22 protein-coding genes are annotated in these 23572 nt (G+C 63.8%); 11 read left to right on the top strand and 11 right to left on the bottom strand.

Annotated features, from left to right (window positions below; translation table 11 throughout):
* Window positions 1–60: 60 nt before the first annotated feature.
* Together ACN9MB_RS11345 and ACN9MB_RS11340 are read left to right on the top strand one after the other, a co-directional pair.
* Window positions 61–990 (top strand): Ku protein, encoded by a 930-nt coding sequence (locus ACN9MB_RS11345; protein WP_204636534.1) that lies wholly within the window; start codon window positions 61–63, stop codon window positions 988–990.
* Window positions 991–1108: 118 nt separating this feature from the next.
* Window positions 1109–1654, top strand: coding sequence for a type 1 glutamine amidotransferase domain-containing protein (locus tag ACN9MB_RS11340; RefSeq protein ID WP_426268905.1), 546 nt, complete (start codon window positions 1109–1111; stop codon window positions 1652–1654).
* A 6-nt stretch (window positions 1655–1660) separates the two neighbouring features.
* Here the strand turns inward: ACN9MB_RS11340 and ACN9MB_RS11335 are convergent, their stop codons facing one another.
* The 4 genes from ACN9MB_RS11335 to ACN9MB_RS11320 all read right to left on the bottom strand — a co-directional run bounded on the left by ACN9MB_RS11335 (window position 1661) and on the right by ACN9MB_RS11320 (window position 4335).
* Window positions 1661–1822 (bottom strand): hypothetical protein, encoded by a 162-nt coding sequence (locus tag ACN9MB_RS11335; protein WP_204636536.1) that lies wholly within the window; start codon window positions 1820–1822, stop codon window positions 1661–1663.
* 103 nt (window positions 1823–1925) lie between these two features.
* Complete coding sequence (locus tag ACN9MB_RS11330; RefSeq protein ID WP_338031001.1) at window positions 1926–2510, bottom strand: alpha-ketoglutarate-dependent dioxygenase AlkB; 585 nt, start codon at window positions 2508–2510, stop codon at window positions 1926–1928.
* 65 nt (window positions 2511–2575) lie between these two features.
* Entirely contained in the window at window positions 2576–3205 is a 630-nt protein-coding gene (locus ACN9MB_RS11325; protein ID WP_426268904.1) for a nucleotidyltransferase family protein, read from the bottom strand.
* Window positions 3202–4335, bottom strand: a complete 1134-nt coding sequence (locus tag ACN9MB_RS11320) for an XdhC family protein (RefSeq protein ID WP_426268903.1) — start codon at window positions 4333–4335, stop codon at window positions 3202–3204. The genes ACN9MB_RS11325 and ACN9MB_RS11320 overlap by 4 nt, the downstream gene beginning before the upstream one ends.
* A 143-nt stretch (window positions 4336–4478) precedes the next feature.
* On the opposite strand from ACN9MB_RS11320, the gene ACN9MB_RS11315 reads away from it, so the two are divergent.
* The 3 genes from ACN9MB_RS11315 to ACN9MB_RS11305 are packed head-to-tail and all read left to right on the top strand — an operon-like array spanning window position 4479 to window position 8579.
* A complete protein-coding gene (locus ACN9MB_RS11315; protein ID WP_426268902.1) occupies window positions 4479–4958 on the top strand; it encodes a (2Fe-2S)-binding protein in 480 nt (159 codons plus the stop codon).
* A gap of 43 nt (window positions 4959–5001) precedes the next feature.
* Window positions 5002–7290, top strand: a complete 2289-nt coding sequence (locus ACN9MB_RS11310; RefSeq protein WP_426268901.1) for a molybdopterin cofactor-binding domain-containing protein — start codon at window positions 5002–5004, stop codon at window positions 7288–7290.
* Window positions 7287–8579 (top strand): c-type cytochrome, encoded by a 1293-nt coding sequence (locus ACN9MB_RS11305; protein WP_426268900.1) that lies wholly within the window; start codon window positions 7287–7289, stop codon window positions 8577–8579. Before ACN9MB_RS11310 ends, ACN9MB_RS11305 begins: the two co-directional genes overlap by 4 nt.
* Here ACN9MB_RS11305 and ACN9MB_RS11300 read toward each other — a convergent pair.
* Window positions 8569–9126 (bottom strand): methyltransferase family protein, encoded by a 558-nt coding sequence (locus tag ACN9MB_RS11300; RefSeq protein WP_426268899.1) that lies wholly within the window; start codon window positions 9124–9126, stop codon window positions 8569–8571. The genes ACN9MB_RS11305 and ACN9MB_RS11300 overlap by 11 nt on opposite strands.
* A gap of 217 nt (window positions 9127–9343) precedes the next feature.
* Here ACN9MB_RS11300 and ACN9MB_RS11295 point away from each other — a divergent pair, with 217 nt between their 5' ends.
* Window positions 9344–9781, top strand: a complete 438-nt coding sequence (locus ACN9MB_RS11295) for an H-NS family nucleoid-associated regulatory protein (protein ID WP_426268898.1) — start codon at window positions 9344–9346, stop codon at window positions 9779–9781.
* A gap of 797 nt (window positions 9782–10578) precedes the next feature.
* On the top strand, window positions 10579–12837 hold the full coding sequence (katG, locus tag ACN9MB_RS11290) for a catalase/peroxidase HPI (protein WP_426268897.1): 2259 nt from the start codon (window positions 10579–10581) through the stop codon (window positions 12835–12837).
* 48 nt (window positions 12838–12885) lie between these two features.
* Here katG and tehA read toward each other — a convergent pair whose 3' ends face one another.
* The gene (gene tehA, locus ACN9MB_RS11285; protein WP_426268896.1) at window positions 12886–13878 is read right to left on the bottom strand and encodes a dicarboxylate transporter/tellurite-resistance protein TehA; all 993 of its coding nucleotides are present in this window, start codon (window positions 13876–13878) and stop codon (window positions 12886–12888) included.
* A 347-nt stretch (window positions 13879–14225) separates the two neighbouring features.
* Between tehA and ACN9MB_RS11280 the strand changes: the two genes are divergently transcribed.
* Window positions 14226–14828 carry a peroxiredoxin gene (locus ACN9MB_RS11280; protein WP_204636546.1) on the top strand — a complete coding sequence of 201 codons (603 nt, stop codon included), beginning with the start codon at window positions 14226–14228 and terminating at the stop codon, window positions 14826–14828.
* A gap of 98 nt (window positions 14829–14926) precedes the next feature.
* On the opposite strand, the gene ACN9MB_RS11275 is transcribed toward ACN9MB_RS11280, so the two are convergent.
* Window positions 14927–15646 (bottom strand): response regulator transcription factor, encoded by a 720-nt coding sequence (locus ACN9MB_RS11275; protein WP_426268895.1) that lies wholly within the window; start codon window positions 15644–15646, stop codon window positions 14927–14929.
* A gap of 403 nt (window positions 15647–16049) precedes the next feature.
* Here ACN9MB_RS11275 and ACN9MB_RS11270 point away from each other — a divergent pair, with 403 nt between their 5' ends.
* Both ACN9MB_RS11270 and ACN9MB_RS11265 read left to right on the top strand, forming a co-directional pair.
* A complete protein-coding gene (locus ACN9MB_RS11270) occupies window positions 16050–16724 on the top strand; it encodes a type 1 glutamine amidotransferase domain-containing protein (protein WP_426268894.1) in 675 nt (224 codons plus the stop codon).
* The gene (locus ACN9MB_RS11265; protein WP_426268893.1) at window positions 16625–17857 is read left to right on the top strand and encodes a hypothetical protein; all 1233 of its coding nucleotides are present in this window, start codon (window positions 16625–16627) and stop codon (window positions 17855–17857) included. The genes ACN9MB_RS11270 and ACN9MB_RS11265 overlap by 100 nt, the downstream gene beginning before the upstream one ends.
* Before the next feature lie 11 nt (window positions 17858–17868).
* Here the strand turns inward: ACN9MB_RS11265 and ACN9MB_RS11260 are convergent, their stop codons facing one another.
* Complete coding sequence (locus ACN9MB_RS11260) at window positions 17869–18354, bottom strand: cupin domain-containing protein (protein WP_426268892.1); 486 nt, start codon at window positions 18352–18354, stop codon at window positions 17869–17871.
* 127 nt (window positions 18355–18481) lie between these two features.
* Entirely contained in the window at window positions 18482–19468 is a 987-nt protein-coding gene (locus ACN9MB_RS11255; protein ID WP_426268891.1) for an oxidoreductase, read from the bottom strand.
* A gap of 76 nt (window positions 19469–19544) precedes the next feature.
* Here ACN9MB_RS11255 and ACN9MB_RS11250 point away from each other — a divergent pair, with 76 nt between their 5' ends.
* Window positions 19545–20537 carry an AraC family transcriptional regulator gene (locus tag ACN9MB_RS11250; RefSeq protein WP_426268890.1) on the top strand — a complete coding sequence of 331 codons (993 nt, stop codon included), beginning with the start codon at window positions 19545–19547 and terminating at the stop codon, window positions 20535–20537.
* Window positions 20538–20540: 3 nt separating this feature from the next.
* Here the strand turns inward: ACN9MB_RS11250 and ACN9MB_RS11245 are convergent, their stop codons facing one another.
* Window positions 20541–22193 (bottom strand): hypothetical protein, encoded by a 1653-nt coding sequence (locus ACN9MB_RS11245; RefSeq protein ID WP_426268889.1) that lies wholly within the window; start codon window positions 22191–22193, stop codon window positions 20541–20543.
* A 1-nt stretch (window position 22194) separates the two neighbouring features.
* Window positions 22195–23130, bottom strand: a complete 936-nt coding sequence (locus tag ACN9MB_RS11240) for a glycosyltransferase family 2 protein (RefSeq protein WP_426268888.1) — start codon at window positions 23128–23130, stop codon at window positions 22195–22197.
* Window positions 23131–23572: the final 442 nt, after the last annotated feature.

Below are 23572 nucleotides of genomic sequence, written 5' to 3'. Positions count from 1 at the left end.
TCACCGCGGAATCACGCCGCAGGGCTTTTGCTCACGATTCGCCTCATGAGGAGTCCGGCCATGGCTCGCCCGATCTGGAACGGCACGCTGTCGTTCGGCCTGTTGAACGTGCCGGTATCGGTGATGCCGGCCGAGCGGCGCGTGGACCTGCATTTCCGCATGCTCGACAGCCGCAGCAATACGCCCATTCGCTACGAGCGCGTCAACGCCGATACCGGCGAGGAAGTGCCGTGGAAGGATATCGTCAAGGCGTACGAGTACAAGAAGGGCAGCTACGTGGTGCTGCGGCCGGAAGACCTCAAGTCCGCCTCGCCGGAAGGGCGTGAGGCGGTGGAGGTGGAGGCTTTCGTCGACGCGGCTTCCATCGGGCCGGAGTACTACGAAAAGCCGTACGTGCTGGTGCCGGGAAAGAAGGCCGAAAAGGGCTACGTACTGTTGCGCGAGACGCTGCGGCGCACCGGCAAGATCGGCATCGCCCGGGTGGTCATCCGCACCCGCGAATATCTTTCGGCCGTGATTCCCAAGGAGGACAGCCTGCTGCTGGTATTGCTGCGCTACCCGCAGGAGCTGGTGGACGTCGGGGACTACGCGTTGCCCGCCGGCAAGACGGCCAGTTACCGCATCACCGCCAAGGAAATGCAGATGGCCGAGCAACTGGTCGATTCCATGTCCGACCAGTGGAAGCCGGGCGATTACCGCGACGAATTCCGCAATCGCCTGCACAAGGTGATCGAGAAGCGCATGAAGTCCAAAGGCGTGGTGACGCCGCTGGTGGAGGACGAGTCGGAGATGGCGGAGAACGCCAGCACCAACGTGGTCGATTTCATGTCGCTGTTGCAGAAGAGCCTGGCCAGCAAGAAGCGCACGCCCGCCAAGAAGGCCGCGTCGCGCGCCAAGCCCAAGGGCGGCGGCACGGCCAGCAAGCGCGCCACCGCCAAGGCGACTAAGAAGACATCGACGCGCAAGCGCGCGCCACGGCGTTCGGCCTGATCGCTGCACGGCTGACTGACTCGCCGCTGGCTCGTCACGCGATCGAAACGCAAAACCGACGCGTGTCGTATGAGGCGTTCTGCAGCATCGCGCACTCACCTTGACGAGAGGGAACGTGATGACTCGGAGCAAACTCAAAGGCCGCAAAGTTGCGCTGCTCGCCACCGACGGCTTCGAGCAATCGGAGCTGATGGAGCCCAAGCGACTGCTGGAGGAAGCCGGCGCCCAGGTCACGGTGATCGCACCGGATGGCAAGCAGGAGATCACCGGCTGGCACAAGAAGGACTGGGGCAGGAAGATCGCGGTCGACCAGTCGCTGGATCAGGCGAAGGCCGAAAGCTTCGATGCGCTGGTGCTGCCCGGCGGCGTGATGAATCCGGACAACCTGCGGCAGCTGCAGAAGGCGGTGGATTTCGTCAAGGCCTTCGGCGATGCGGGCAAGCCTATCGCCGCGATCTGCCACGGGCCCTGGACTCTGATCAATGCGGGGCTGGTGAAAGGGCACACGGTGACGTCATGGCCTTCGCTGCGCCTGGATCTGGAGAACGCCGGCGCTACCTGGGAAGACCGCGAAGTCGTCACGGATGGCCAGCTCATCACCAGTCGCAAGCCGGACGACATCCCTGCCTTTGTCGATGCAGTGATCAAGAGCCTGGCGGCCTGATCGGCATCAGGACGACTTGGGCTTCTGCTCCGGATTGTTCTGCGGCTCGTGCGGCGTGTGTTCGTTCGGCATCGTCCCGCCCTTGGACGGCGTAGGCTGCGGTTCGGGATAGCCGGAGGTGCCGGGTGGCTGCTGCGGTGTGTGTTTTTGCTTCTTGTCGGCGCTCATGCTCGCGGCCTCCTGGTCAGATGTGTGACGAGGCTGTCGCGCCGGAGTTCTACGCCGCGTCGCGCGGGCGTGAGCATCGTGTCGCCCGTTCAGGCGCGCATGCTCAGGCCGGCTTGCGCGTCCTGAAGGCGAGGCTGATGCGCGGCCCCAGCGGATGCGTCTGCTTGGGAATGCCGTGGTCGTAGTGTGTCTGCGTTTCCCAGCTCATCAGCAACAGGCTGCCCGGCGCCAGATCCAGGTCCAGGCGTCGGGGCGCGAGATGCTTCTTGCTGCGGATGTGCATGCGGCGCGTCTCGCCCAGTGAGATCAAGGCGATCGGACATCCGTCGACCAGGTCGCCCAGGCGGTCGTTGTGCATGGCGACGCTATCGTGCTCGTCGCGATAGAGGTTCAGCCCGATGCTGTTGAACGACGCACCCGTCGCCGCGCATGCCTGCGCGAGCGCCTCGCCGAGCGGCCATGGCAGCCCGGGATCGTCGGCGGCGAAATGCGCGGTCAGGCGCGGCACGTCCAGTTCGCGTTCGTACATCACGCGGCGCTGCTGCCGCCAGATCGGGCTGTCGAGCAGGTGCGCATGCCAGGCCGCGGCCTCGTCCGGCGCGATGACGTTGTCCTGGTAGACCATCCGCCCGCTGAAGTCGTCCAGCAGTACCAGCGGGCCTTGGGGGAACAGCGAAAACTGGGTCACGGAACGGCGCGGTGAACGAGTGGCGATGTCCGCAAGATGGGGGCGCCGGTCCAGGAAATCGAGGACTAGATCTCGTCCGCCCTCGAGCGGTTCTGGGCGGTTTCCCAGGCGGTGTAATCGTCGGGCTCGTCGATATCCGCGAGCGCGGCGGGCAGATCGAAGGCATCGACCTGCGCCGCATGTTTTTCCAGCAGCGAGCGCGCGCCTTGCGGACCCTGCAGGGCGCTGAGTTCTTCGGCATAGGTCATGGGGAAAATGCACGGCGGGCTGAGCGCGCCCTCGTGCCCACAGGCAAGGATGCGCTGGGGTGCCTGGGCATGCGCGGTCAGCATGTTTTCCAGATCGTCGAGGCGGATCGCCGGCTGGTCCGCCAGCAGCACCATCAGGGCCTGCAGTGTCGATGCCTGCGCCATCAGCGCCTTGACCCCTTCGGACAACGAGCTGCCCATGCCGCTCGCCCATTCGACGTTTTCGACAGCCACCACGTCCAGGTTATTGAGGCAGTCGATCACCCGGTCGCCTTGGGCGCCGACCACCACGACCACCGGCTGCAATCGGGCGGCCAGCGCGTTGCGCGCGATCCGCCGAACCATCGGTTCGCCATCGATGGCGATGACCTGCTTGAGCGCGCCGTAGCGACTGCCACTGCCGGCCGCGAGAATGATGGCGCCGATCTGCAGGTCATGGCGGCTCATGGGTGGATGGAGACCTGCGAATGCACCAGCGATCCGCCGCTGCGGCCGTTGCGAGTCGCCAGGATTTCCGCGGCGATCGCCAACGCGATTTCCTCGGGCGTTTCCGAGCCGACGTCCAGTCCGGCGGGCGCGCGCAGGCGAGGATCGGGGCGTGGCAGAGCGGCGCGTATCTGCTCGGCGCGCTGGCGCGAGCCGATGCAGCCGAGGTAGGGCACGGGCGTGTCAAGCAGCTCACCCAGATACGCCAGATCGTGTTCCAGTCGATGGGTCATGACCACCACCGCGGTCATGCTGTCGAGCCTCACCTGGCCAGAGAGTGAGCGCGGCGATGCAGTGAGCTGATGTGCGCCGTCGAGCGCTTGCCGAGGCTCGCGCTGGCTGACCACCGTCGTGTGCCAGCCGAGCTGGCGAGACAGCCGGGTCAACGCTGCGGCATCGGCGCCGTCGCCGATCACCACCAGGGCGAGCGGCGGTCGCAGCGATTCCAGCAGGATGTCGTAGTGCCTGCCGCTGCTCTCCACGGGGCGGGCGACGGCCGCGCCGCCGTCGATGGTCGAGACGGCAAGCTCCGCCAGGACGCGTTCGCCCAGCGCTGGCTGGCCGATGTTGGACCACAGCGTCTGCTCGCCCTGCACCAGTCGCTGCGGGCGACCCGACAGCGCATCGCCATTGCTGGCAAAGACCGAGGCCATTGCACCGGATTGCCGCCGTTCGCGCAGCTGTGCAATGGCATCGAGAAAGAGCAGGTCGTCCGGCTGCTGCCAGGGTTCGATCAGCACTTCCAGTTCGCCGCCGCAGCCGGTCTCCAGCATCACGTCGAAATTGCTTTCGCGACCATAGCCGACCAGGGCCGGCTGACCTTGCTCCATCGCCCGTTGCGCACGCAGCACGATATCGCGCTGGGGGCAGCCGCCCGACAGTTCGCACACCAGCGTTCCGGTACGCATCACCAGCATGCTCGCCCCGGCTCGTCGAAAGGTCGAGCCGCGCGTGCGCGTGATGGTGATCAGCGCCGCCGGGCTGCTGCCGCCACGCCAGTCCAACGCCCGGGCGGCGCGGTACAAGGGTTCGAATTCCTGCGTCACGTTCATGGCGGAAGTCAGCAACGAATCGCGTGGACGCTGCGTCAAGACGGGCGATCGGTCTTCACCTGTCCTTTCTTTTCAGCGTAGGAAGATCATCCCGTTTCACTCCTGGTGCCGGCTGCGGCCGGCGCCGAGGGCATTGCCGGCAGCCAGTCGCCACCGTGTGCGAGCCTTGCAAGGGGTCTTCGATGATCGTTCTTTCCATCAATGGTCAGGATTCGCAGGTCGACGTCCCCGACGACATGCCGCTGCTATGGGTGTTGCGCGACGTGCTCGGCATGAATGGCACCAAGTTCGGCTGCGGCATTGCCCAATGCGGCGCGTGCACGGTGCATCTGGACGGGCAGGCGGTGCGCTCGTGCGTGCTGCCGGTGGCCGGCGCGGTGGGCAAGAAAATCACCACCATCGAAGGCGTCGGCGGCACCGACCTCGGCCAGCGTGTGCAGAAGGCGTGGCTGGGGATCGAGGTGGCGCAATGCGGCTACTGCCAGACCGGCCAGATCATGGCCGCGACCGCGCTGTTGGCGCAGAAGCCGTCGCCCACGGATGCGGACATCGACAGCGCGATGTCGGGCAACCTCTGCCGCTGCGGCACCTATGTGCGTATTCGCGCGGCCATCAAGCAGGCCGCCACCGGCCAGATCACGCTTCCGCAAACCATCGCCTGAGCATCGTTCGATTCCATTCCCGCCTGACTGTCGAGACTTCGCCATGACGCTTCGTGTTGATCGCGCGCAGGAAGAGCCCGGACTGCAAGACCCGCAGCGGCGCGAATGGCTCAAGCGCGGCGGCCTGGTGGTGGCGTTCATATCGCTTGGCGGGGCGCGTCATGTCTGGGGATTTCCCGAGCACGCACGCCTCGATGCCGATCATCCGCAATTTGCGCCCAACGCTTTCGTGCGGGTGAACCGGGACGGCAGCGTGCAACTGGTGATGCCGAGCATCGAAATGGGGCAGGGCGCCTATACCGGCCAGGCCACGCTGCTGGCCGAAGAATTGGACGTGGGGCTCGATCAGATCGCGGTCGAGCATGCGCCGCCCAACCGCAAGCTCTACACCAACCCCCTGCTGGGCGACCAGGCGACGGGCGGCTCCACCACCATTCGCTTTTGCTGGACCACCTTGCGCGATGCCGGTGCCGCAGCACGCTCCATGTTGGTGGCGGCCGCCGCGCAACGCTGGAAGGTGGACCCCGGCCAATGCACCACCGCGCACGGTGTGGTCACGCATACCCCCAGTGGGCGCACCCTGAGCTATGGCGAGCTGGCCGACGCGGCCGGGCAGTTGACGCCTCCCGCCAAGGCGCCGCTGAAGGATCCCAAGCAATTCCAGCTGATTGGCAAATCGCTGCGTCGGGTCGACACGCCAGGCAAGGTCGATGGCACGCTGGCGTTCGGCATGGACATCCGCGTGGCCGGCATGAAGGTCGCCACCGTGCAGGCCAGCCCCACCTTCGGCGGCAAGCTGGTCTCGGTGGACGAGACGCGCGCTCGCGCGATTCCCGGCGTGATCGACGTGGTGAAGCTGGACAATGCCGTCGCCGTGATCGGCGAGCATTTCTGGGCGGCCAAGAAGGGTCTGGAGGCGCTGGACATCCATTGGGATCCGGGCGCGAACGGCGCCTTCACCACCGAGCAACTGTTCAAGGATCTGGCCGACGCCTCCGAACATGGCACGCCGATCCTTGGCCGCGAAGTGGGGCAGGTGGGCAACGTGAAGGGCAAGCTGATCTCGGCCACCTATCAATTGCCGATGCTTGCGCACGCCACCATGGAGCCGCTCAACACCACGGTCCACGTGCGCCCGGATGCCTGCGAGATATGGGTAGGAACGCAGGTACCCGCGCGCTGTGTCGACGTGGCCATGAAGGTCACCGGGCTGCCGGCGGAAAGCATCCAGGTGCACAACCAGTACATGGGCGGCGGCTTCGGGCGGCGGCTGTTCGAGGACTCCGTCGAGCAGGCAGTGGCGATTGCCAAGCAGGTGGCCTACCCCGTCAAGGTCATCTGGACGCGCGAAGAAGACATCGCGCAGGACCGCTATCGCGCTGCCTACTACGATCGCATTTCGGCCACCCTCGACGATCAGGGGCGGCCGCAGGCATGGACCGACCGCACCACCGGCGCGTCGGTGATGGCGACGTTCGCGCCCGGCGCGATGGGCAAGAACGGCCTCGACCCGGATCTGGTCGAATGTGCCGCCGAGTTGCCTTACGCGATCCCCAATCTACGCGTGGACTGGGTGCGGCACGACATGCCCACCGGTTTGCATGTGGGCTGGTGGCGTGGCGTGGGGCCGACGCACAACGTGTTCGTGGTGGAAAGCTTCATCGACGAACTCGCCCACGCCGCCGGCAAGGACCCCGCCGCCTATCGCCGCGACCTGGTCAGTGACAACCCGCGCGCACGGGGCGTGCTGGACCTGGCCATACAGAAGTCGGGATGGGGAAGCGGCAGCCTGCCTCCGCGGCACGGCCGCGGCATCGCGCTGGCGGCACCGTTCGGCAGCTTTCTTTGCGTGGTGATGGAAGTGGAAGTGTCGCCGCAAGGCGAAGTGATCATGCGGCGGGCCGTGGCGGCGGTGGACTGCGGCACCGTGATCAATCCCAACACCGTGGAAGCGCAGATCCAGGGCGGACTCGTCTACGGCTGGAGCGCGGCGCTGTATAGCGGCATCACGTTGAAGCATGGCGCGGTCGAGCAGCGCAACTTCAACGATTACCGCGTGCTGCGCATGAACCAGACGCCGCCCACCGAGGTCTACCTCGTGCCCAGTACCGAAACGCCGGGCGGTATCGGCGAAACCGGCACCGTGATGGCCATGCCGAGCCTGGCCAATGCCATCTTCGCCGCCACCGGCGTGCGCCTGAGGAAGCTGCCGATCGATACGTCGGCACTGGTGCAGGACAAGCACGCACTGGACGCCGTGCTGTCGTCAACCACTCCGGATCCTTCCGCCGCATCGGACGCGCTCGCCGCCATCGTGAGGACGCCGACATGAGAATCGGACGTGCCATTGCCGTGGTCGTCGGCATCGTGGTGCTGGTGGCCGTCGTGTTCACCGGCTACGCATTGTTGACCGTGACGCACAGCGGCGACGAATCGCTTGCACAGCCGGCCGGGGCGGGCACACCGCCCGACCTCACTGCGCAAATGGCGCGTGGCGAATACCTCACGCGCGCGGCCGACTGCGCCGCCTGCCACACCGTGCCCGGCGGTGCGGCGTATGCGGGCGGGGTGCCGTTCAAGCTTCCGTTCGGAACGATCTACTCATCCAACATCACCGCGGATAAGGAAACCGGCATCGGCAGCTGGAGCGACGACGATTTCGTGCGCGCGCTGCATGCCGGCGTCGACAAGGATGGGCGTCCGTTGTATCCGGCTTTTCCGTACGCCTCGTACACCGCGCTGAGTCGCGATGACATCCTGGCGATCAAGGCGTATCTGTTCAGCCTGCCGGTCGTGCACGCACCGGCACCGGCAAACGATCTGTCGTTTCCGTTCAATCAGCGCTGGGCGATCAGCCTGTGGAATGCGGTGTTCCTGAAGAAAGAGCGATTCCAGCCCGTGCCGGGCAAATCGGAAGCGTGGAATCGCGGCGCCTACCTGGCCACGGCGCTGGGCCATTGCGGCGAATGCCATACGCCGAGAAATGCCGCGTTTGCGATGAAGCACGGCGAAGCGCTGGCCGGCGCCGAGTTGGAAGGCTGGAAGGCCTATAACATCACGTCCGACAAGGAGCACGGCATCGGTGCGTGGAGCGATCAGGAGCTGATCGATTATTTCTCCAAGGGCCACGCTGCCGGTCGCGGCACCGCGTCCGGTCCGATGGGCGAAGTGGTGGAATACAGCCTGCAATACCTCACGCCATCGGATCTCACTGCGCTGGTTGCGTACTTGCGGGAGGTGAAGCCGCAGCAGGGTGGCGTGCCCGAGCACGCTCCGCTGGCCGCCACCGCATTGCCGACCAGCGCCAGTCTTGGCGAGCAATTGTTCGTCGGCGCCTGTGCGGGCTGCCATCTGGATAGCGGGCAGGGACGTCAGACGGACTACGCCGCGCTCACCGGATTGCGATCCGTGCGCGATCCGCACGCGACGAACCTGACCCAGGTGATCCTGCATGGCACGCAATTGGACGTGAGCGGCCAGCGTATTTTCATGCCTTCGTTTGGTCGCGCGTATTCCGATGCGGAGATCGCGGCATTATCCAATTATGTAGTCGGCCATTTTGGCGGTCAGCAGGGAACGCTCAGCGCATCCGAGGTGGCGAAGCGCCGCATCACCAAATAAACGGCACGAACCGCTTTACCTTCAAGGCATAGGACGAATAATCGGGGAAGGCTTGTCGAAGCATGTTTTCCTCGACGTCGATGCGATAAAGAAAGGCCGGTATCGTCAGCAGGCTCAACAACACCAGTGCAATCCAGTCGCCCAGCGCGAGACCCAGGCCCACGAAGGCCAGCCATCCGCCGAAATAACCCGGATGGCGCACGAATCGATAAGGGCCCTGGATGACCAGGCGATGGTCGCTTTGCACCGCCACGTTCGCCGAAAAGAATTTGCGCAAGGTCCACATGCCGGCCCAACGGATGCAGAACCCGAGCAGCATGATTGCCACGCCGATTATCTTGATCGCGGGCGGAAAAGCGTTTGCGCCGATGCCAAAAAGATAGAGCGCAATGCAAAGCCATGGAATAAACAGGTTGCTGGAGGCCAATAGCTGCATGGATCGCCGGTCGACGTTGGAGCCGCTTCGATCGTTGGCGGTACGCAGGATGGCCAGTTCCGACAGGAACCATGCGGCGAAAAGCAGGATGGCTAGCGTTTCGATCTTCACGGGGTCTCCCTTGAATCCGTGCATGGCATCGCAACGTCTCGAGCCGGCCGGGCCTCGCATGCGTTGTCGCCAATCGTATCGTTTGCCGCGTTCGCATGCTGCACAAGCCAAAAATAAGGCTTTTCAGACATGACAGGTGTGGCTTGTCGCCGCTAATGTCCTACTTGTCGCCGCTAATGTCCTAGACTGGGCTTGATTCCACCACGTAGGTATCGCAATGGCGATTGATCTGAAGCACCTCTCCCCGAAAGAACTCGAGGCACTTATTGCCAACGCGAGCGCCCATATGCATGAGGCGCGCACGGCGCACGTACGGGCCGTCAAGGACAAGATCGAGGCGTTGCTGCGCCAGAGTGGGCTGAGCCTGGACGACATCTATCCCTCCCGCGGCAAGAAGACGGCGAAGGGCAAGACCGGTTCGGTCGCTCCCAAATACCGCGATCCTTCCGACCCCTCCGTCACCTGGACCGGCCGCGGCCGCCAGCCGCTGTGGTTCGTCAAGGCGCTCAAGCGTCGCGGCGTCACGGAACAGCATCTGCTGATCGACAGCTCGGCGAAACCGTCGGCGGCGCCGGCCAAGCGTGCGAAAGCAGCTAAGAAGGCTCCGAAGAAGGCAGTCAAGCGCGCGGTCAGAAAGACGGTCAAGAAGGCGTAAAGTTAGACCAATCGCAGTGCGGTGGTGCAATGCCGCCGCACTGTTATGTTTTTTTTGAACGTGCGCGGCATCCATTTAAATGCCTGCGATTTTTATACGTTCCGGCGAACATTCGCCCCTCATCCTGGCCCTCTCCCGGAGGGGAGAGGGAGAAGTGGCGCGCACCGCAAAAGGCGATGCGAAGCGAGCCTCCGCCTTAAGTCTTCTGCACCCCCTTACTCGCGATATAGCCATACCGCCGATTAGGGAGATCGTGACGATCCGGACTCCGAATCCTTCAGGCTTGTATACCGCAGTCAGTGTAAGCTTTTAGGCCATTTTCTTTGGGTTACTTTCGACGCGAAGCTAGTCCCGTGGGATCTCTTGGGCCAGCAAGAGAAAAGTGACTCGAGCGTCCCAAAAAAGGGGACTGGCTTTGCCTCGGCGGCAGTCGATCGAAACGCCCGCCGCGTCCCACGGGACTAGCTTTGCGTCGTAGGCGGCACCCTGGCGGTATCGCATCAATCGCAGCACGCCGCCCTGGACGACCAGCCTAGCCTTCGGCTTTCGCGCTTCGCCAGAACGACGAACCTAAGCCTCAAGCAAACACGGAACCTTCGCTCTCGTCGGCGTACGCTCGGCCATTGCGGGGCATGTCGACGCGCGCCAAAACCCGCCCGGCTCGCGTCACGGCACCCCCACCGGATCAGGATCATGCGCATTGGGTGACCGGCAACGGTCCAACTCTCGAACGCGGCATCGACGCCTGAAGCCATCGCAGAACGCGTAGTGGGTTGGTCCTCCCAAGGAGAGAGCGCATGTCAACCGAAGCAAAGTGCCCGTTCAACCACGCCGCCGGCAGCGGTACCACCAACCGCGACTGGTGGCCCAAACAGTTGCGGCTGGACCTGCTCGCCCAGCATTCCAGCAAATCCAATCCGCTGGACCAGGGCTTCAATTACGCCGAGGCATTCAAGAGCCTCGACCTGCCGGCGGTGAAAAAGGATCTGGCGGCACTGATGACCGATTCGCAGGAATGGTGGCCGGCCGACTTCGGTCACTACGGACCGTTGTTCATCCGCATGGCGTGGCATAGCGCAGGCACGTATCGCATCGGCGACGGGCGCGGCGGCGGCGGACGCGGCCAGCAACGTTTCGCACCGCTCAACAGCTGGCCCGACAACGTGAGCCTGGACAAGGCTCGGCGCCTGCTGTGGCCGATCAAGCAGAAGTACGGCCAGAAGATTTCCTGGGCCGACCTGATGATCCTGGCGGGCAACGTCGCGCTCGAGACCATGGGTTTCAAGACCTTCGGTTTTGCCGGCGGCCGCGAAGACACCTGGGAACCCGACCAGGACGTCTACTGGGGCAACGAGAAGACCTGGCTGGGCGGCGACATCCGCTACGGCAAGGGTTCGCCGGGTCACGAGAAGGAAGGCGTACTGGTGGCCGAGCCGGAATTGCACGGCAGCGAAACCAGCCGCACCGAAGACGGACGCAAACTGGAAAACCCGCTGGGCGCCGTGCAGATGGGCCTGATCTATGTGAATCCGGAAGGCCCGGAGGGCAATCCCGATCCCATCGCCGCCGCGCACGATATCCGCGACACCTTCGGCCGCATGGCGATGAACGACGAAGAGACCGTTGCCCTGATTGCCGGCGGCCACACCTTCGGCAAGACCCACGGTGCGGGCCCCGCTGACAACGTCGGGCCTGAGCCCGAAGCCACCGACATCGAAAACCTGGGCCTGGGCTGGCGCAACAAATTTGGTTCGGGCAAGGGCGCGGACACCATCACCAGCGGCCTGGAAGTGACCTGGACCAGCACGCCGACCAAGTGGAGCAACAACTTCTTCTGGAACCTGTTCGGCTTCGAATGGGAACTCACCAAGAGCCCCGCGGGCGCGAACCAATGGCAGCCCAAGGGCGGCGCGGGCGCCGGCACGGTGCCGCACGCACACGACAAGGACAAGCGCATTGGCCCGTCGATGCTCACCACCGACCTGTCGCTGCGCATGGATCCGGCCTACGAGAAAATCTCGCGGCGCTTCATGGAGAATCCCGATCAGTTCGCCGATGCGTTCGCCCGTGCGTGGTTCAAGCTGACCCATCGCGACATGGGTCCGCGCGCACGTTATCTGGGCCCCGAAGTGCCGGCCGAAGAACTGCTTTGGCAGGACCCGGTTCCCGCCGTGGATCATCCGCTGGTCGAAGAAGGCGATCTTGCCGGGCTCAAGCAGAAGATCCTCTCCTCGGGATTGTCGGTGTCGCAACTGGTGTCCACCGCGTGGGCATCGGCATCCACGTTCCGCGGCGGCGACAAACGCGGCGGCGCCAACGGCGCGCGCATTCGCCTCGCGCCGCAGAAGGACTGGGAGGTCAATCAGCCGGCCGAGCTGGCCAAGGTGCTGAAGGTGCTGGAAGGCATCCAGGGCGACTTCAACAAGGCGCAATCCGGCGGCAAGAAGATTTCCATGGCCGACCTGATCGTGTTGGCCGGTGGCGCCGGCGTCGAGCAGGCGGCCAAGAACGCCGGCCACAAAGTCACCGTGCCGTTCTCGCCGGGCCGCACGGACGCCTCGCAGGAGCAGACCGACGTGGAGTCGATGAGCAAGCTCGAACCGCTCGCCGACGGCTTCCGCAATTATCTCCAGCGCAAGTTCAGCGTCCCCGCCGAACACCTGCTGGTCGACAAGGCGCAGTTGCTGACCTTGACGGCGCCGGAAATGACGGTGCTGGTGGGTGGCCTGCGCGTGCTCAATGTGCGCAGCGGCAAGGAGCCGCACGGCGTCTTCACCGACAAGCCTGAAACGCTCACCAACGACTTCTTCCGCAACCTGCTGGACATGGGCGTGGAATGGAAGTCGAGTTCGGGCGACGTGTTCGAGGCACGCAACAGCAAGTCCGGCAAGACGGCGTGGACGGGAACGCGGGTCGACCTGATCTTCGGCGCGCATGCCCAGTTGCGGGCGTTGTCGGAGGTCTATGCCAGCGAAGACGGCAAGGAGAAATTCCTCAACGACTTCGTGGCGGCATGGGTCAAGGTGATGAACCTCGACCGCTACGATCTCGCCTGATCGACCGAAGGGCTCCGCCGGGCAGAGGGCTCGGCGGAGCCGCGCGGTTCAACTCGCGCTGGGTACGGGTTGTACGGGTGGGGACGCCGGCGGCAGCAATTTTCCCCGCGCCAGCAGGTTCAAGGTTGCCAGCGCCATCGCCAGGATGATCACGTTGGCGCCGATGAAAAGATAGGGCGCCAGCAAGGCGAGCGGGCCGGTTTCGCCGCGTTCGATCAGTCGCACGGGTGCGCCCGCCAGCGCGCTTAGGCCGAACGTAAAGCCCCAATAGCCCGCGGAGAACGGCTGGGCGCGTATCCAGGGCAGCAGGCGGATCAGGATCAGGGCCTGCAGCAGGCCGTACCCAAGCAACGCGTGGACGAACAGATTGGGCGGTCCGCTGCTGATACCCAGATAGGCGATCGCGCCCACCGTCGGCGGCGCCAGCTGGATGCCCAGCGTGGGGCGGATGGGCGAGGGCAGGGCCTCGGCCGTGTACAGCCGATGGATCAGCACCGACTCGATCGCCAGCCATGAAAACAGGCCGGCACCAAAGGCCAGTTCGCCCCAATCGGCATAACCGAGTGCGGATGCGACCGCGGCCGTCACGAACGAGCCGGCCACCGTCGGCAGGTAGAGCACCGCCGTGGTGTGCGTGGCCTCGCGACCGCCTTGCCACAGTGCGCCGGTGCGCCATACCGCGAACAGCACCGTGTAGACGACGCAAACGACGAACAGGGCCAGCGCCGCACTGCGCGAATAGGGAAGCAGGGCGCCGGCAACGAGCATGCCCGAGACCCCGATGAGCCCGACGAAGCAGCATTGCACCGGATGGCTCAGCTCAGCGCGGGCGTGCTGGCCGGCGTAGATCCATTTGGCCACATAGAAGGCCACCAGGGTCAGCCACACCAGCGTGGCCAGTAGCAGCAGCGATTCGCCCACCACGGGCGGCAACGACCACACGCGGTGGGCCGTGCGCCAGGCATTGCCCAATCCGGCGAGGCCCAGGACGATGCCGAAGAAGCTTGCGGGAATGACGGGAAGCGCGTGCTGGCGTGTCATGTCGATCCGCTCGATGGACGGGCATTTAGAATACCCTCCGCGATGACCGCGGACGGTCGCTGGCGGGGCGGTGCCTGCATGGCGCGGCCGAGGTAACCGGCAGCGCGGACCAGCGAATGATGAAAGAGGGTAGGCTCGACACGAGCCCTTTGCGTGACGCGCAGCATTTCAAAAAACACATATAAATAAATAAGTTAACTAGCATATCTAATGTTCTTTCCATTCCGACTTTCGCGGCTGGGTCGCAACGCATCGCCGGCAACCTTCACCCGTTGGCGCGGCACCTACGCACTGGCTCGTTCGGTCCGAATCCACCTGAAACATTCACCACAAGGGCTACCACTGCAATGAACAACTTCCTTTTGCGTGCACTGGCGATCACCGCCTTCGCCGCCGCCGTTCCGGCGCTGGCTGCCAGCAGCCAGGGCGACACGGCCGCTGTGTTCACCGCCCAGGCCAGCCAGGCGGGCAAGACCATTTCGTTCTCGCTGGCGGATGCGCTGAAGTCGGGCCCGGTGGTGGTGTACTTCTACCCGTCGGCCTATACGGGCGGTTGCGATATCGAGGCGCATGAGTTCGCCACGGAAGCGGCGAAATTCGCAGCAGCCGGCGCCACCATCATTGGCGTGTCCGCAGACAGCATCCAGCGCCTCGACACGTTTTCGGCCGATCCCAACTACTGCGCCGGCAAGTTCCCGGTGGCCTCCGATCCGGACGGCAAGATCGCCGCCTCGTATGGCCTGAAGGTTACCGCTGCCGATCCCAAGGCCAAGGACGAGCGGGGCGTGACCATCGACCACGGCTTCATCGAGCGCACCACCTTCGTGATCGGGCGCGATGGCAAGATTGCCGCCGTGCTTTCGTCGGAAGCCGATCACTTGCATCCGAAGGATCACGTGAGCAAGTCGCTCGCCCTGGTCGAGCAGATGAAGAACCCGAAGGCGCCGTAAGCAGGCGGGATGGCGGCGCCGCGTGTTTTGCGGCGCCGTGACCGCATTGGTGTTCCGGCCCGCCACAGACGCGGGCCGGGCAGGTGACGCGACGATCGTCAGCTGGCGACGGCTGTCTTCCTGAGAAACGGACGCACCGAGCCGGGACCGCCACCGATGAACGACGGGTCGACCAGGTCCGCCATATGCACCAGCTCCGGCAACGAGCCGGCTTTCATCTTGCGCATCACCTGACCCCGATGGGCTTTCACGGTGATCTCGCTGATGCCCAGCTCGCACGCCACCTGCTTGTTCAACAAGCCGGCGACCACTCGCGTCATCACTTCGCGCTCCCGGCGGCTCAGCGACTCATAACGATCCTGCAGCATGCGCCTGCGGGCATTCTGCTCGAGCGCGCCACGACTGCGCGCGATCGCACTGCCGATGGCCTGCAGCAGCGCTTCATCATCGAGTGGCTTGGTCAGAAAATCCGCGGCGCCGGCCTTCATCGCCTGCACGCTCATGGGCACGTCGGCGTGATCGGAGGTAAGAATGACGGGCAGGTCGATACGGCCGGCAGCCATCAGCCTTTGCAGATCCGCGCCGCTAAGGCCGGGCAGGGATGCATCGAGAATCAGGCAGCCGGCTGAAAGTATCCGGGTGCGGGCGAGAAAATCGCGGGCACAGGCAAACATTTCCACTTGCCAACCCCAGAGGTGGATCAACGCGTCGAGCGACGCGCGTATCGAGCTGTCGTCGTCCACCACGAAAACCGTGGCTGTGGACAGGGCGCGCGGAGCGAGATTCGACCCGCGGTCCGATTCGTTCAACAGATGCATGACGGTCTCCGGCGACGAAAGCGCCCCTGCTGCGCAAATCAAGCAAGCGCCGCGCTCCTTTCGGCCGGTCGAGCGCTACCGATGCTGTCTTTCGACCACGTGTCACTCCACGCAATCCACGATGCAACGGCGAAGCTGCGAGCGCGGTGTCCCCGTCGCAACGCTTGACGCAAAAACACCTCGCGGCCTCGCATTGGCTTGAGGCCGCGAACATGGGCAGGGCTGGCACCATGGCCATGATGCGCCAGTGGTCGTGAGTCGTTTGTATGCGCGCGGCCGAAAAACCGATACCAAAGCGGGATAGACGCTGGTTTGCCGACGGGCGCAGGCTCAGCGGACAGGCGCGCGCTCCGCTGTTCGGTCGCGACGCGCTTTTCTCGGGCGCCAAGGCCAGGACAAGCGCATGAAGATCCTCATGGTACTTACTTCGCACGACATCCTCGGCAATACCGGGCGCAAGACCGGTTTTTGGCTGGAGGAGTTTGCCGCGCCTTACTACGTCTTCACCGATCAAGGTGTCGACGTCACGGTGGTATCGCCCAAGGGCGGCCAGCCCCCGATCGATCCCAAGAGCGACGATCCCGATAACCAGACACCCGTGCAGACCCGCTTCAAGGCCGACCCTGCAGCCCTGAAAGTGCTGGCCCATACCAAGCGCCTGGATTCGGTCTCGTCGGAAGATTTCGACACCGTGTTCTATTCCGGCGGCCACGGCCCGATGTGGGATCTGGCGGAAGATCCGCTGTCGGTCAAGCTGATCGAATCGTTCTACGACAGCGGCAAGCCGGTGGCGACCGTGTGTCACGCGCCGGGCGTGCTGCGCCATGTGAAGTACCGGGGCCAACCCATCGTCAAGGGCAAGCGCGTGACCGGCTTTACCAATACCGAAGAGGAAGAGGTCCAGTTGACCCACGTGGTGCCCTTCCTCGTCGAAGACGAATTGAAACGCCTCGGCGGCCTGTTCGAGAAGAAGGACAATTGGGTGAGCTTCTCCATCATCGACGGCCGCCTGATTACCGGCCAGAACCCGGCGTCTTCCACGGAAACGGCGAAGGCCTTGCTCAGCATCATGAAATAGCCGCGTGCCGGGTGCCTGCGTGCCGGCGGGGGGAGACGGTCGCCATGAAGACAAGTGGATTCGCGCGGATCGCCCTGGCTGTTCTGGCATGGGGAGTCCTTGTGACCGTGCATGCTGGCGAAAAGGCGGCTTCCTCGCCGACGGTCGGTGCGATCGAGTTGCCGCGGGAGGGCAAGTTTCCCTCGCTCGACGGTGCCGTCGCCTGGCTCCATTCGCCACCGCTCACGCCGCAGGGCCTGCGCGGAAAGGTGGTGCTGGTCGACTTCTGGACGTACTCGTGCATCAACTCGATACGCCAGCTTCCCTATATCCATGCATGGGCCAGGAAATACAGCAGCCAGGGCCTGGTGGTGATCGGTGTGCATGCGCCCGAGTTTGCCTTCGAGCGGAATATCGACAACGTGACCAGGGCCGTCGAGGCACTGAGATTCGGCGAGCCCGTGGCCACGGCAGTCGATAGCCGCCATGCGGTCTGGCTTGCCTTCAACAACGAGTACTGGCCGGCGCTGTACTTCATCGATGCGAAGGGCCAGATCCGCCACCATGTGTTCGGCGAAGGCGAGTACGACACGTCGGAGCGGGTCATCCAGCAGTTGCTCGCCGAAGCAGGGGCGACGAACGTCAGCCGGGATCTCGTTGCCGTCGATGCGCGCGGCGTGGAGGCGGCTCCCGACTGGCAGGACATGCAATCGCCCGAGACCTATATCGGTTCGGAGCGGCGGGCCAATTTCGCATCCACCGGTGCCGGCCTGTTCAGCGGGCGAAGCCATTTCGCGGCGCCCGACCGATTGACGCTCAACCATTGGGCGCTGGTCGGCGACTGGAGCGTGGGAAAGCAGTCCGCGGTGCTGCATGAAGCGGGCGGACACATCGCGTATCGCTTCCACGCGCGCGATCTTCATCTGGTGATGGCGCCGGCGACAGCAGGGGCATCCGTGCGATTTCGCGTCACGCTCGATGGAAAGCCGCCGGCCGCCGCCCATGGCCTCGACGTGGACGAGCAGGGCATCGGCACGTTGTCCGAACCACGCATGTATCAGCTGATACGCCAGCCGATGCCGGTCTCCGATCGCGTGTTCGATATCGAATTTCTCGACCCGGGCGCCGAGGCGTTCGTGTTCACATTTGGCTGAGCAACGCCGCGCTAGTGACTGCGTGGATCATCCTTGGCATCGACATATTCGATACCGAGCGGGCCGTAACCTGAAACCTGGGTCACGTATTCGCCGGACTTGGCCCAGTGAAAGTGCGGCGTATTGCCGGGCAACACGATCACGCTGCCGGGGCCGTAGGCGACCAGTTTGGATTCGTCGAAAGTCTTGCCCAGCCCGATGTAGAACACACCCGAAATCACCGTGTAGATGCGGTCTTCCGGATGCGTATGCGGCATCAGCTTGACGCCGGCGGGCACTTTGACGCGCACGACATAGGGGCCTGCCTTCTTGGGATCGCCCACCAGCACGGCCAGGCGTGCTTCAGCAGGGAAGGCCGGAAACGGCGCCCATTGAACGTCTTCCGGCAGCACGGCGCCGAAGCTTTTCACCGGCAGGCCGCCGGCAATAGCCAATATGGGAATCGCCCAGGCCGCAGCAACCGCCATGGCCGAAAGAAGCATCTTCGTATGAGGCATGTGCGCGCTCCCATCACTGGACGTTGCCGCCGCGTGATGCAGCGGCACACAGGCCAGCAGTTAGTCACAAGCCGCCACAGAAAAACATCCATCTTTGGTAGCGATGCACAGGCGATCCGAGCAAGCGCTAGATGCCCACGCCCAGCAAGCGCTCGCTGAGCGCCCACAGCCGCTCAGCGGCCTCGGGGTCGATAGCCCAGGGACGAATGCCGCCCGCGATGCTTGCACTGCCCGGCGCGGTGACATCTTCTTCCGGCGCCAGCGCGGCGATATCGCAGTCTTCGCAATACACGCCGCCGAATCGATCAAGCGCCGGACTCGTGGCTGCCCACACGCTGGTTGCCGCGCCTTGCGCGGGACTCTTCAAGCCGAGGGCCAGATCGACCACCGGTTGGCCCTGTTCGTCGAGTGCGCCGATCTTCTGCAGTTCTTCTGCGCTCATATGTCGTGCGAGCTCCGTCACGATCCGGCCAGGATGCACGGAGAAGGCCTGCACGCCGCGCTGTTTGCCGCGCTTATCCAGCCCCACGGCGAACAACGCATCGGCGGTCTTGGACTGGCCGTAAGCGATCCAGCGGTCGTACTCGCGATGTTCGAAATTCGGGTCGTCGAAATCCATGGCTGAGTAACGATGCCCCAATGACGAAAGCGCGACGACCCGCGCGCCGCCTGCACGGAGGAGGGCAGGCCAAAGACGTGTGGTTAGCTGGTAGTGGCCCAGGTGATTGGTGGCAAATTGCAATTCGTAGCCGCGCTCATCGCGCGTCAACGGGCAAGCCATGATGCCGGCGCTGTTGATGAGCATATGCAAAGGCTCGCCTGACGCTACGAAAGCGCTGGCAAAGGCATCAATGGAAGAGGGCGACGCCAGGTCCATCGCGGCCAGCTCGACATCCATGCCGGCCAGCGCGGCCTGTGCTTTGCGCGCATCGCGGGCCGGCACGATCACCCGCGCACCCGCTGCACGCAGCGCCCGCACCATCTCGATGCCAATGCCCGAATACCCGCCGGTGACGATGGCCGTCTTGCCCGAAAGATCGATGCCCGCGAGCACCTCGTCTGCCGTCGTTGCCGCGCCAAAACCGGAACCCATGGGGTTTTGCAGGGAAGTCATAAGGCGTTTCCTCGAAACGTGACCGTCAGACTAAGCGCAGGAAGGCGTACGATGAATACTTGAAAATCCCTCATTCATGCTCAATCGTTCAAGCATGCTCAACGATCCGCTCTCCGACGTACTCAAGCTGGCCGACGTGCAGTCGCTGATGTCCGGTGGTTTCGCCGCGTCCGGCGACTGGGCCATCCGCTTTCCCGCGCCGGACAAGATCAAATTCTTCGCCGCCGTGCGTGGCGACTGCTGGCTGCAGATTGACGGCGATGTTGAACCGATCCGCATGGCATCCGGCGACGTCGTTCTGCTGACCGCGCAACGCAGTTTCGTGCTGGCCAGCAACCTCGCCGCCATGCCGCTGGATGCGCACGCCATCTTCGCCGGACGTATCGACCCCATCGTCAGCGTAGGCGCGGCCACGCGCGACGATGCCGAGGTATTGCAGATCGGCGGCCACGTACGCCTGCATCCCGACTACGGCACGCTGCTGGCAGATGTGCTGCCACCGCTGATCCACGTGCAAGGCGCGGCACCCGAAGCGCAAGCGCTGCGCTGGATTCTCGATCAGCTGATGCGCGAACGCGAAGACCTGCCGGGATCAGGGCTGGCTACCGTGCAACTGGGACATCTGCTTTTCATCCAGGTATTGCGCGCTCATCTGGCGACAGGTGGCACCTTGCGCGCCGGCTGGCTGCGCGCAGCGACCGACGCGCGACTCGCGCCGGCGCTTCGACTGATCCACGCCGAACCCGGCCGCGCATGGCGACTCGATCAACTGGCCAAAGCCTGTGCCATGTCCCGCACCAGCTTCGCCTTGCACTTCAAGACGGTGGCTGGCGAGGCGCCGCTGTCGTACCTGGCGCGTTGGCGCATGCGGCTGGCGGAGCAAGCCTTGCGCCGAGGCGGCACACCATTGGTCACCCTGGCGCAGACGCTGGGTTATGCGTCGGAGAGCGCGTTCAGCCATGCGTTCAAGCGGATTGTTGGGGTTTCGCCGGGGCGGTATGGCGTGAGTGTTAGAGCGGCGAATGACGTGGGGAAGGGGGATGACTCTTCCTCTGAGTCAATGCTGTAGCGCTCAGGACTCGGGTGATTCCAGAGTGAGGCCAGTGCTCGGCGGCAACCACGTTAGTCGACAGAGGCGCGGGCCGTCCGTGTACTTCTTGTTCTTTGTCTTGCCCACTTCGAGGCTGGATACGATGTCCCTGCACTCGGTCAGGTGATTGAGCGGCAGCATTTCATTCAAGAGCTTGAACTCGGCCTGGGACGAGTCGCTACGGAACACCACATAGCGCGGCCCCGCATGGTCTCGCAGCCGTTGCTGTATTTGATCCCATAAGCCATAACCGCGTGAGGCTTGAACAAACCAGCTCAGCCCGACGAAGCCGACGGTTTCTGCGTGTGGAAACATGGGCGCCAGATAGGCATTGGGGCTGCCGACGAAAATCACCAGACTGTCGGGCTCAATCGTGCCGGTGTCCACGTCGAATACCTGCTTGGCATAGGCGCCGCGCCACCAGTTCGGATAAGTGGTGGTGGCCAGAACTCCCGTCAGCAACTGCAAGCTCGTCGCCGAGAGTAGTAGCGGCCATGCGCGCAGAGGCGCAATCGCGCGTATCGCTGCCAGCATCAGAAGCCCGGTGAGCGCCTCAATCGGAACGGCGTAGCGAAGAATCGAGAACAAGGACATCCACAGCACAAAGCTGAGGCTGGCGAAGATGGCCAGGAAACGTACCCCGCGATCCGCCTGGCGAGGTCCTCGCGGACGCTTGAACACGCGCGCGAAAACAAGTGCCAGTACCGCCAGCATGGCCAGTGCGTAGCGAGGATCTGCAAAAGCGGTTTCAGTCACCACGCCTCGCTGCTTGGTAAGCCAGTAAAACGGGTAGAACAGCCATTGGCCGACGGAGCGCGGTCGAAATTGACCGTCTGTTCCGTTCGTCGCTGCAGTCAGCGAGGAGTGGAACAGTTGATTGAACATCGGAAAGGTCGGGTTTCCGGTGGCTTGATAGAGATGCCAGGCCCAGGGGCCATAGCTAGCCAGGAAAGCCACAGTCACGCCCACGGCAAAGGCACACGTCATCTGCCACGCAAATCGGGTTTGCACTCCTAGTGTCAGCAGCAGAGCGATGGCCAAGGCTGGCGGATAAACAATAGCTGTCGGCTTGAGTCCTGCAGCCACGCCGCAAAGAAGGCCGGCGATCAGTGCACGCCTGGCAGGAAAGAGATCACCGCCCTGTGCGAGTAACGGCATCAGCTTGTACAGGCTGAGCAAGCACAAGAGCGCCAGCGCAATTTCGTTGGTTGTGCTTCCAATTTGCGAGACTGCCATGGTGCCCGTGGCGCCGATCAGTGCAGCGCATGCGTCCGCCGAGCCAAACGGGCGCCGCTGCAACTTCGCCAGCCGCATGGCTATTCGAAACACCAAAAAGATTAGCAGCCCGTACCAAAGTCCCTGCAGGCCTGCCAACGTGCGCGGCCACGCCTGCAGCGGTCCGGTTGCAAGCCAGAAGTACGGCACGTCGAGCAGCGGATTGAAGAAGCTCTGCATGCTCGCTGGAGCAAGGTCCAGCGCGTATCGGTCGTGAAGAAACGCCCACGCGTTGTACAGGTGATAGTTCTTGGTATCCCAGAAAATGTCTTGACCAAGGGCAATGGAAAGAGCAGCGGAAAAGGCGAGGCATGCGGCCAGCAATAGCCATTGACGCCACCTGTTCGACGTGGCCGACATATCAATGCACCGCCTTGTCGTCGCTCAACGGCGGATAGGACAAGTACGCCAAGCGCCTCTGCTCGCGGCGGCCTAGCGTGACCGTGTCCAGGATCAATCCGCAGACAAACAGGCTACCCGCCAGCAAGACCAGGGCGGCGCAAAGGATCGCGGTGGGAAAACGCGGCACAAGCCCGGTTTCGAAGTATGTGGCAAACAGCGGCATGGCCAGTGCCACGGACAGCGCCAGGCACATCGCCGAAATCGCTGAAAAGAACGCCAACGGCTTACCGTTCTTGGTGAGCTTGATGATGGTCAGCAAGATGCGCCAACCATCGCGCCACGTGCTCAGCTTGCTTTCCGACCCCTGCATGCGTGAAACGTAACGTGTGGGCACCTCGACCACAGGCATGCGCTGTTCGAGCGCGTAGACCGTCAACTCGGTCTCCACCTCAAAGCCGGTCGCATGCGCGGGATAGGACTTCACGAAGCGCCGCGAAAAGACGCGATAGCCGGAAAGTATGTCGGTAAAAGTGCGCCCGAAGATGTAACCCGTCAGCGCAGTCAACAAACCATTGCCAAACCGATGACCACGCCGATAAGCCGCCAACTCATCGCTGACGCGCATCCCCACGACCATGTCGAGTTGCTCGTCGCGTAGCCGGCGAACCATGGCTGGTGCATCGCAAGGGTCGTAGGTGGCGTCGCCATCGACCAGCACGTATATGTCAGCGTCGATATCGGCAAACATGCGCCGCACGACCTGTCCTTTGCCCTGGAGATCTTCCCGTCGCACGACGGCACCAGCGGCAAGGGCTGCCTCGCGCGTGCGATCGGTGGAGTTGTTGTCGTAAACGTAGATGCGCGCGTTCGGCAACGCCGATCGAAAGCCGCGAATCACTGCCGGTATGGCCACTTCTTCGTTATGGCAGGGGATCAAGACGGCGATTTCTAACATCCGTGTACAACCTATCCATGGGGCGACGGAGCGGGGCAGGAGGGAAGGGTCTCGGGCGACTAACGCGCTCAAGAGAGCTGCGCCCCGGCTTCTTTGCGGCAGCAGGGCAGCCTGCCCCGGAAAGCGGGGTGCGATGGCTGCCGCAAAGGAGCGATGGATCGTGTCCGACCGGTATGTAAATCGCTATCGGCTTTGGGCGCGGATAGATGACGGAAAATACCTCTAGCTAGGCCGCGAGCGTCCTGAAGCCCGCTGTCAACCACAAAGGCTGCGGGAAAAGGGCCTGCGGGAGAAGCGGTCGGAGGTCGTTAATTCGAGCCCATTGGTGTTAGTCTCCGGCGACTCGCGCACGTGACGGACGACCAGATGGTCTAGTGTGGGCAACCTGGCCGAGCGTCCTTTCAACCATTGCCTGAAATCGTTGATCGCCCTATGCGCGGCG

Source organism: Dyella kyungheensis, assembly GCF_049913195.1.
Taxonomy (GTDB): Bacteria; Pseudomonadota; Gammaproteobacteria; order Xanthomonadales; family Rhodanobacteraceae; genus Dyella; species Dyella kyungheensis.
The sequence above is the reverse complement of the archived record's forward strand: the minus strand, read 5'-3'. Positions and strand labels throughout refer to the sequence as shown.

Coding starts and splice junctions, on each gene's coding strand:
- ACN9MB_RS11295 (WP_426268898.1), top strand. CDS start 9,344: ATGGCGATTGATCTGAAGCACCTCTCCCCGAAAGAACTCGAGGCACTT.
- katG (WP_426268897.1), top strand. CDS start 10,579: ATGTCAACCGAAGCAAAGTGCCCGTTCAACCACGCCGCCGGCAGCGGT.
- ACN9MB_RS11280 (WP_204636546.1), top strand. CDS start 14,226: ATGAACAACTTCCTTTTGCGTGCACTGGCGATCACCGCCTTCGCCGCC.
- ACN9MB_RS11250 (WP_426268890.1), top strand. CDS start 19,545: ATGCTCAATCGTTCAAGCATGCTCAACGATCCGCTCTCCGACGTACTC.
- ACN9MB_RS11255 (WP_426268891.1), bottom strand. CDS start 19,468: ATGACTTCCCTGCAAAACCCCATGGGTTCCGGTTTTGGCGCGGCAACG.
- ACN9MB_RS11275 (WP_426268895.1), bottom strand. CDS start 15,646: ATGCATCTGTTGAACGAATCGGACCGCGGGTCGAATCTCGCTCCGCGC.
- tehA (WP_426268896.1), bottom strand. CDS start 13,878: ATGACACGCCAGCACGCGCTTCCCGTCATTCCCGCAAGCTTCTTCGGC.
- ACN9MB_RS11325 (WP_426268904.1), bottom strand. CDS start 3,205: ATGAGCCGCCATGACCTGCAGATCGGCGCCATCATTCTCGCGGCCGGC.
- ACN9MB_RS11340 (WP_426268905.1), top strand. CDS start 1,109: ATGACTCGGAGCAAACTCAAAGGCCGCAAAGTTGCGCTGCTCGCCACC.
- ACN9MB_RS11315 (WP_426268902.1), top strand. CDS start 4,479: ATGATCGTTCTTTCCATCAATGGTCAGGATTCGCAGGTCGACGTCCCC.
- ACN9MB_RS11335 (WP_204636536.1), bottom strand. CDS start 1,822: ATGAGCGCCGACAAGAAGCAAAAACACACACCGCAGCAGCCACCCGGC.
- ACN9MB_RS11345 (WP_204636534.1), top strand. CDS start 61: ATGGCTCGCCCGATCTGGAACGGCACGCTGTCGTTCGGCCTGTTGAAC.
- ACN9MB_RS11240 (WP_426268888.1), bottom strand. CDS start 23,130: ATGTTAGAAATCGCCGTCTTGATCCCCTGCCATAACGAAGAAGTGGCC.
- ACN9MB_RS11270 (WP_426268894.1), top strand. CDS start 16,050: ATGAAGATCCTCATGGTACTTACTTCGCACGACATCCTCGGCAATACC.
- ACN9MB_RS11260 (WP_426268892.1), bottom strand. CDS start 18,354: ATGCCTCATACGAAGATGCTTCTTTCGGCCATGGCGGTTGCTGCGGCC.
- ACN9MB_RS11245 (WP_426268889.1), bottom strand. CDS start 22,193: ATGTCGGCCACGTCGAACAGGTGGCGTCAATGGCTATTGCTGGCCGCA.
- ACN9MB_RS11310 (WP_426268901.1), top strand. CDS start 5,002: ATGACGCTTCGTGTTGATCGCGCGCAGGAAGAGCCCGGACTGCAAGAC.
- ACN9MB_RS11305 (WP_426268900.1), top strand. CDS start 7,287: ATGAGAATCGGACGTGCCATTGCCGTGGTCGTCGGCATCGTGGTGCTG.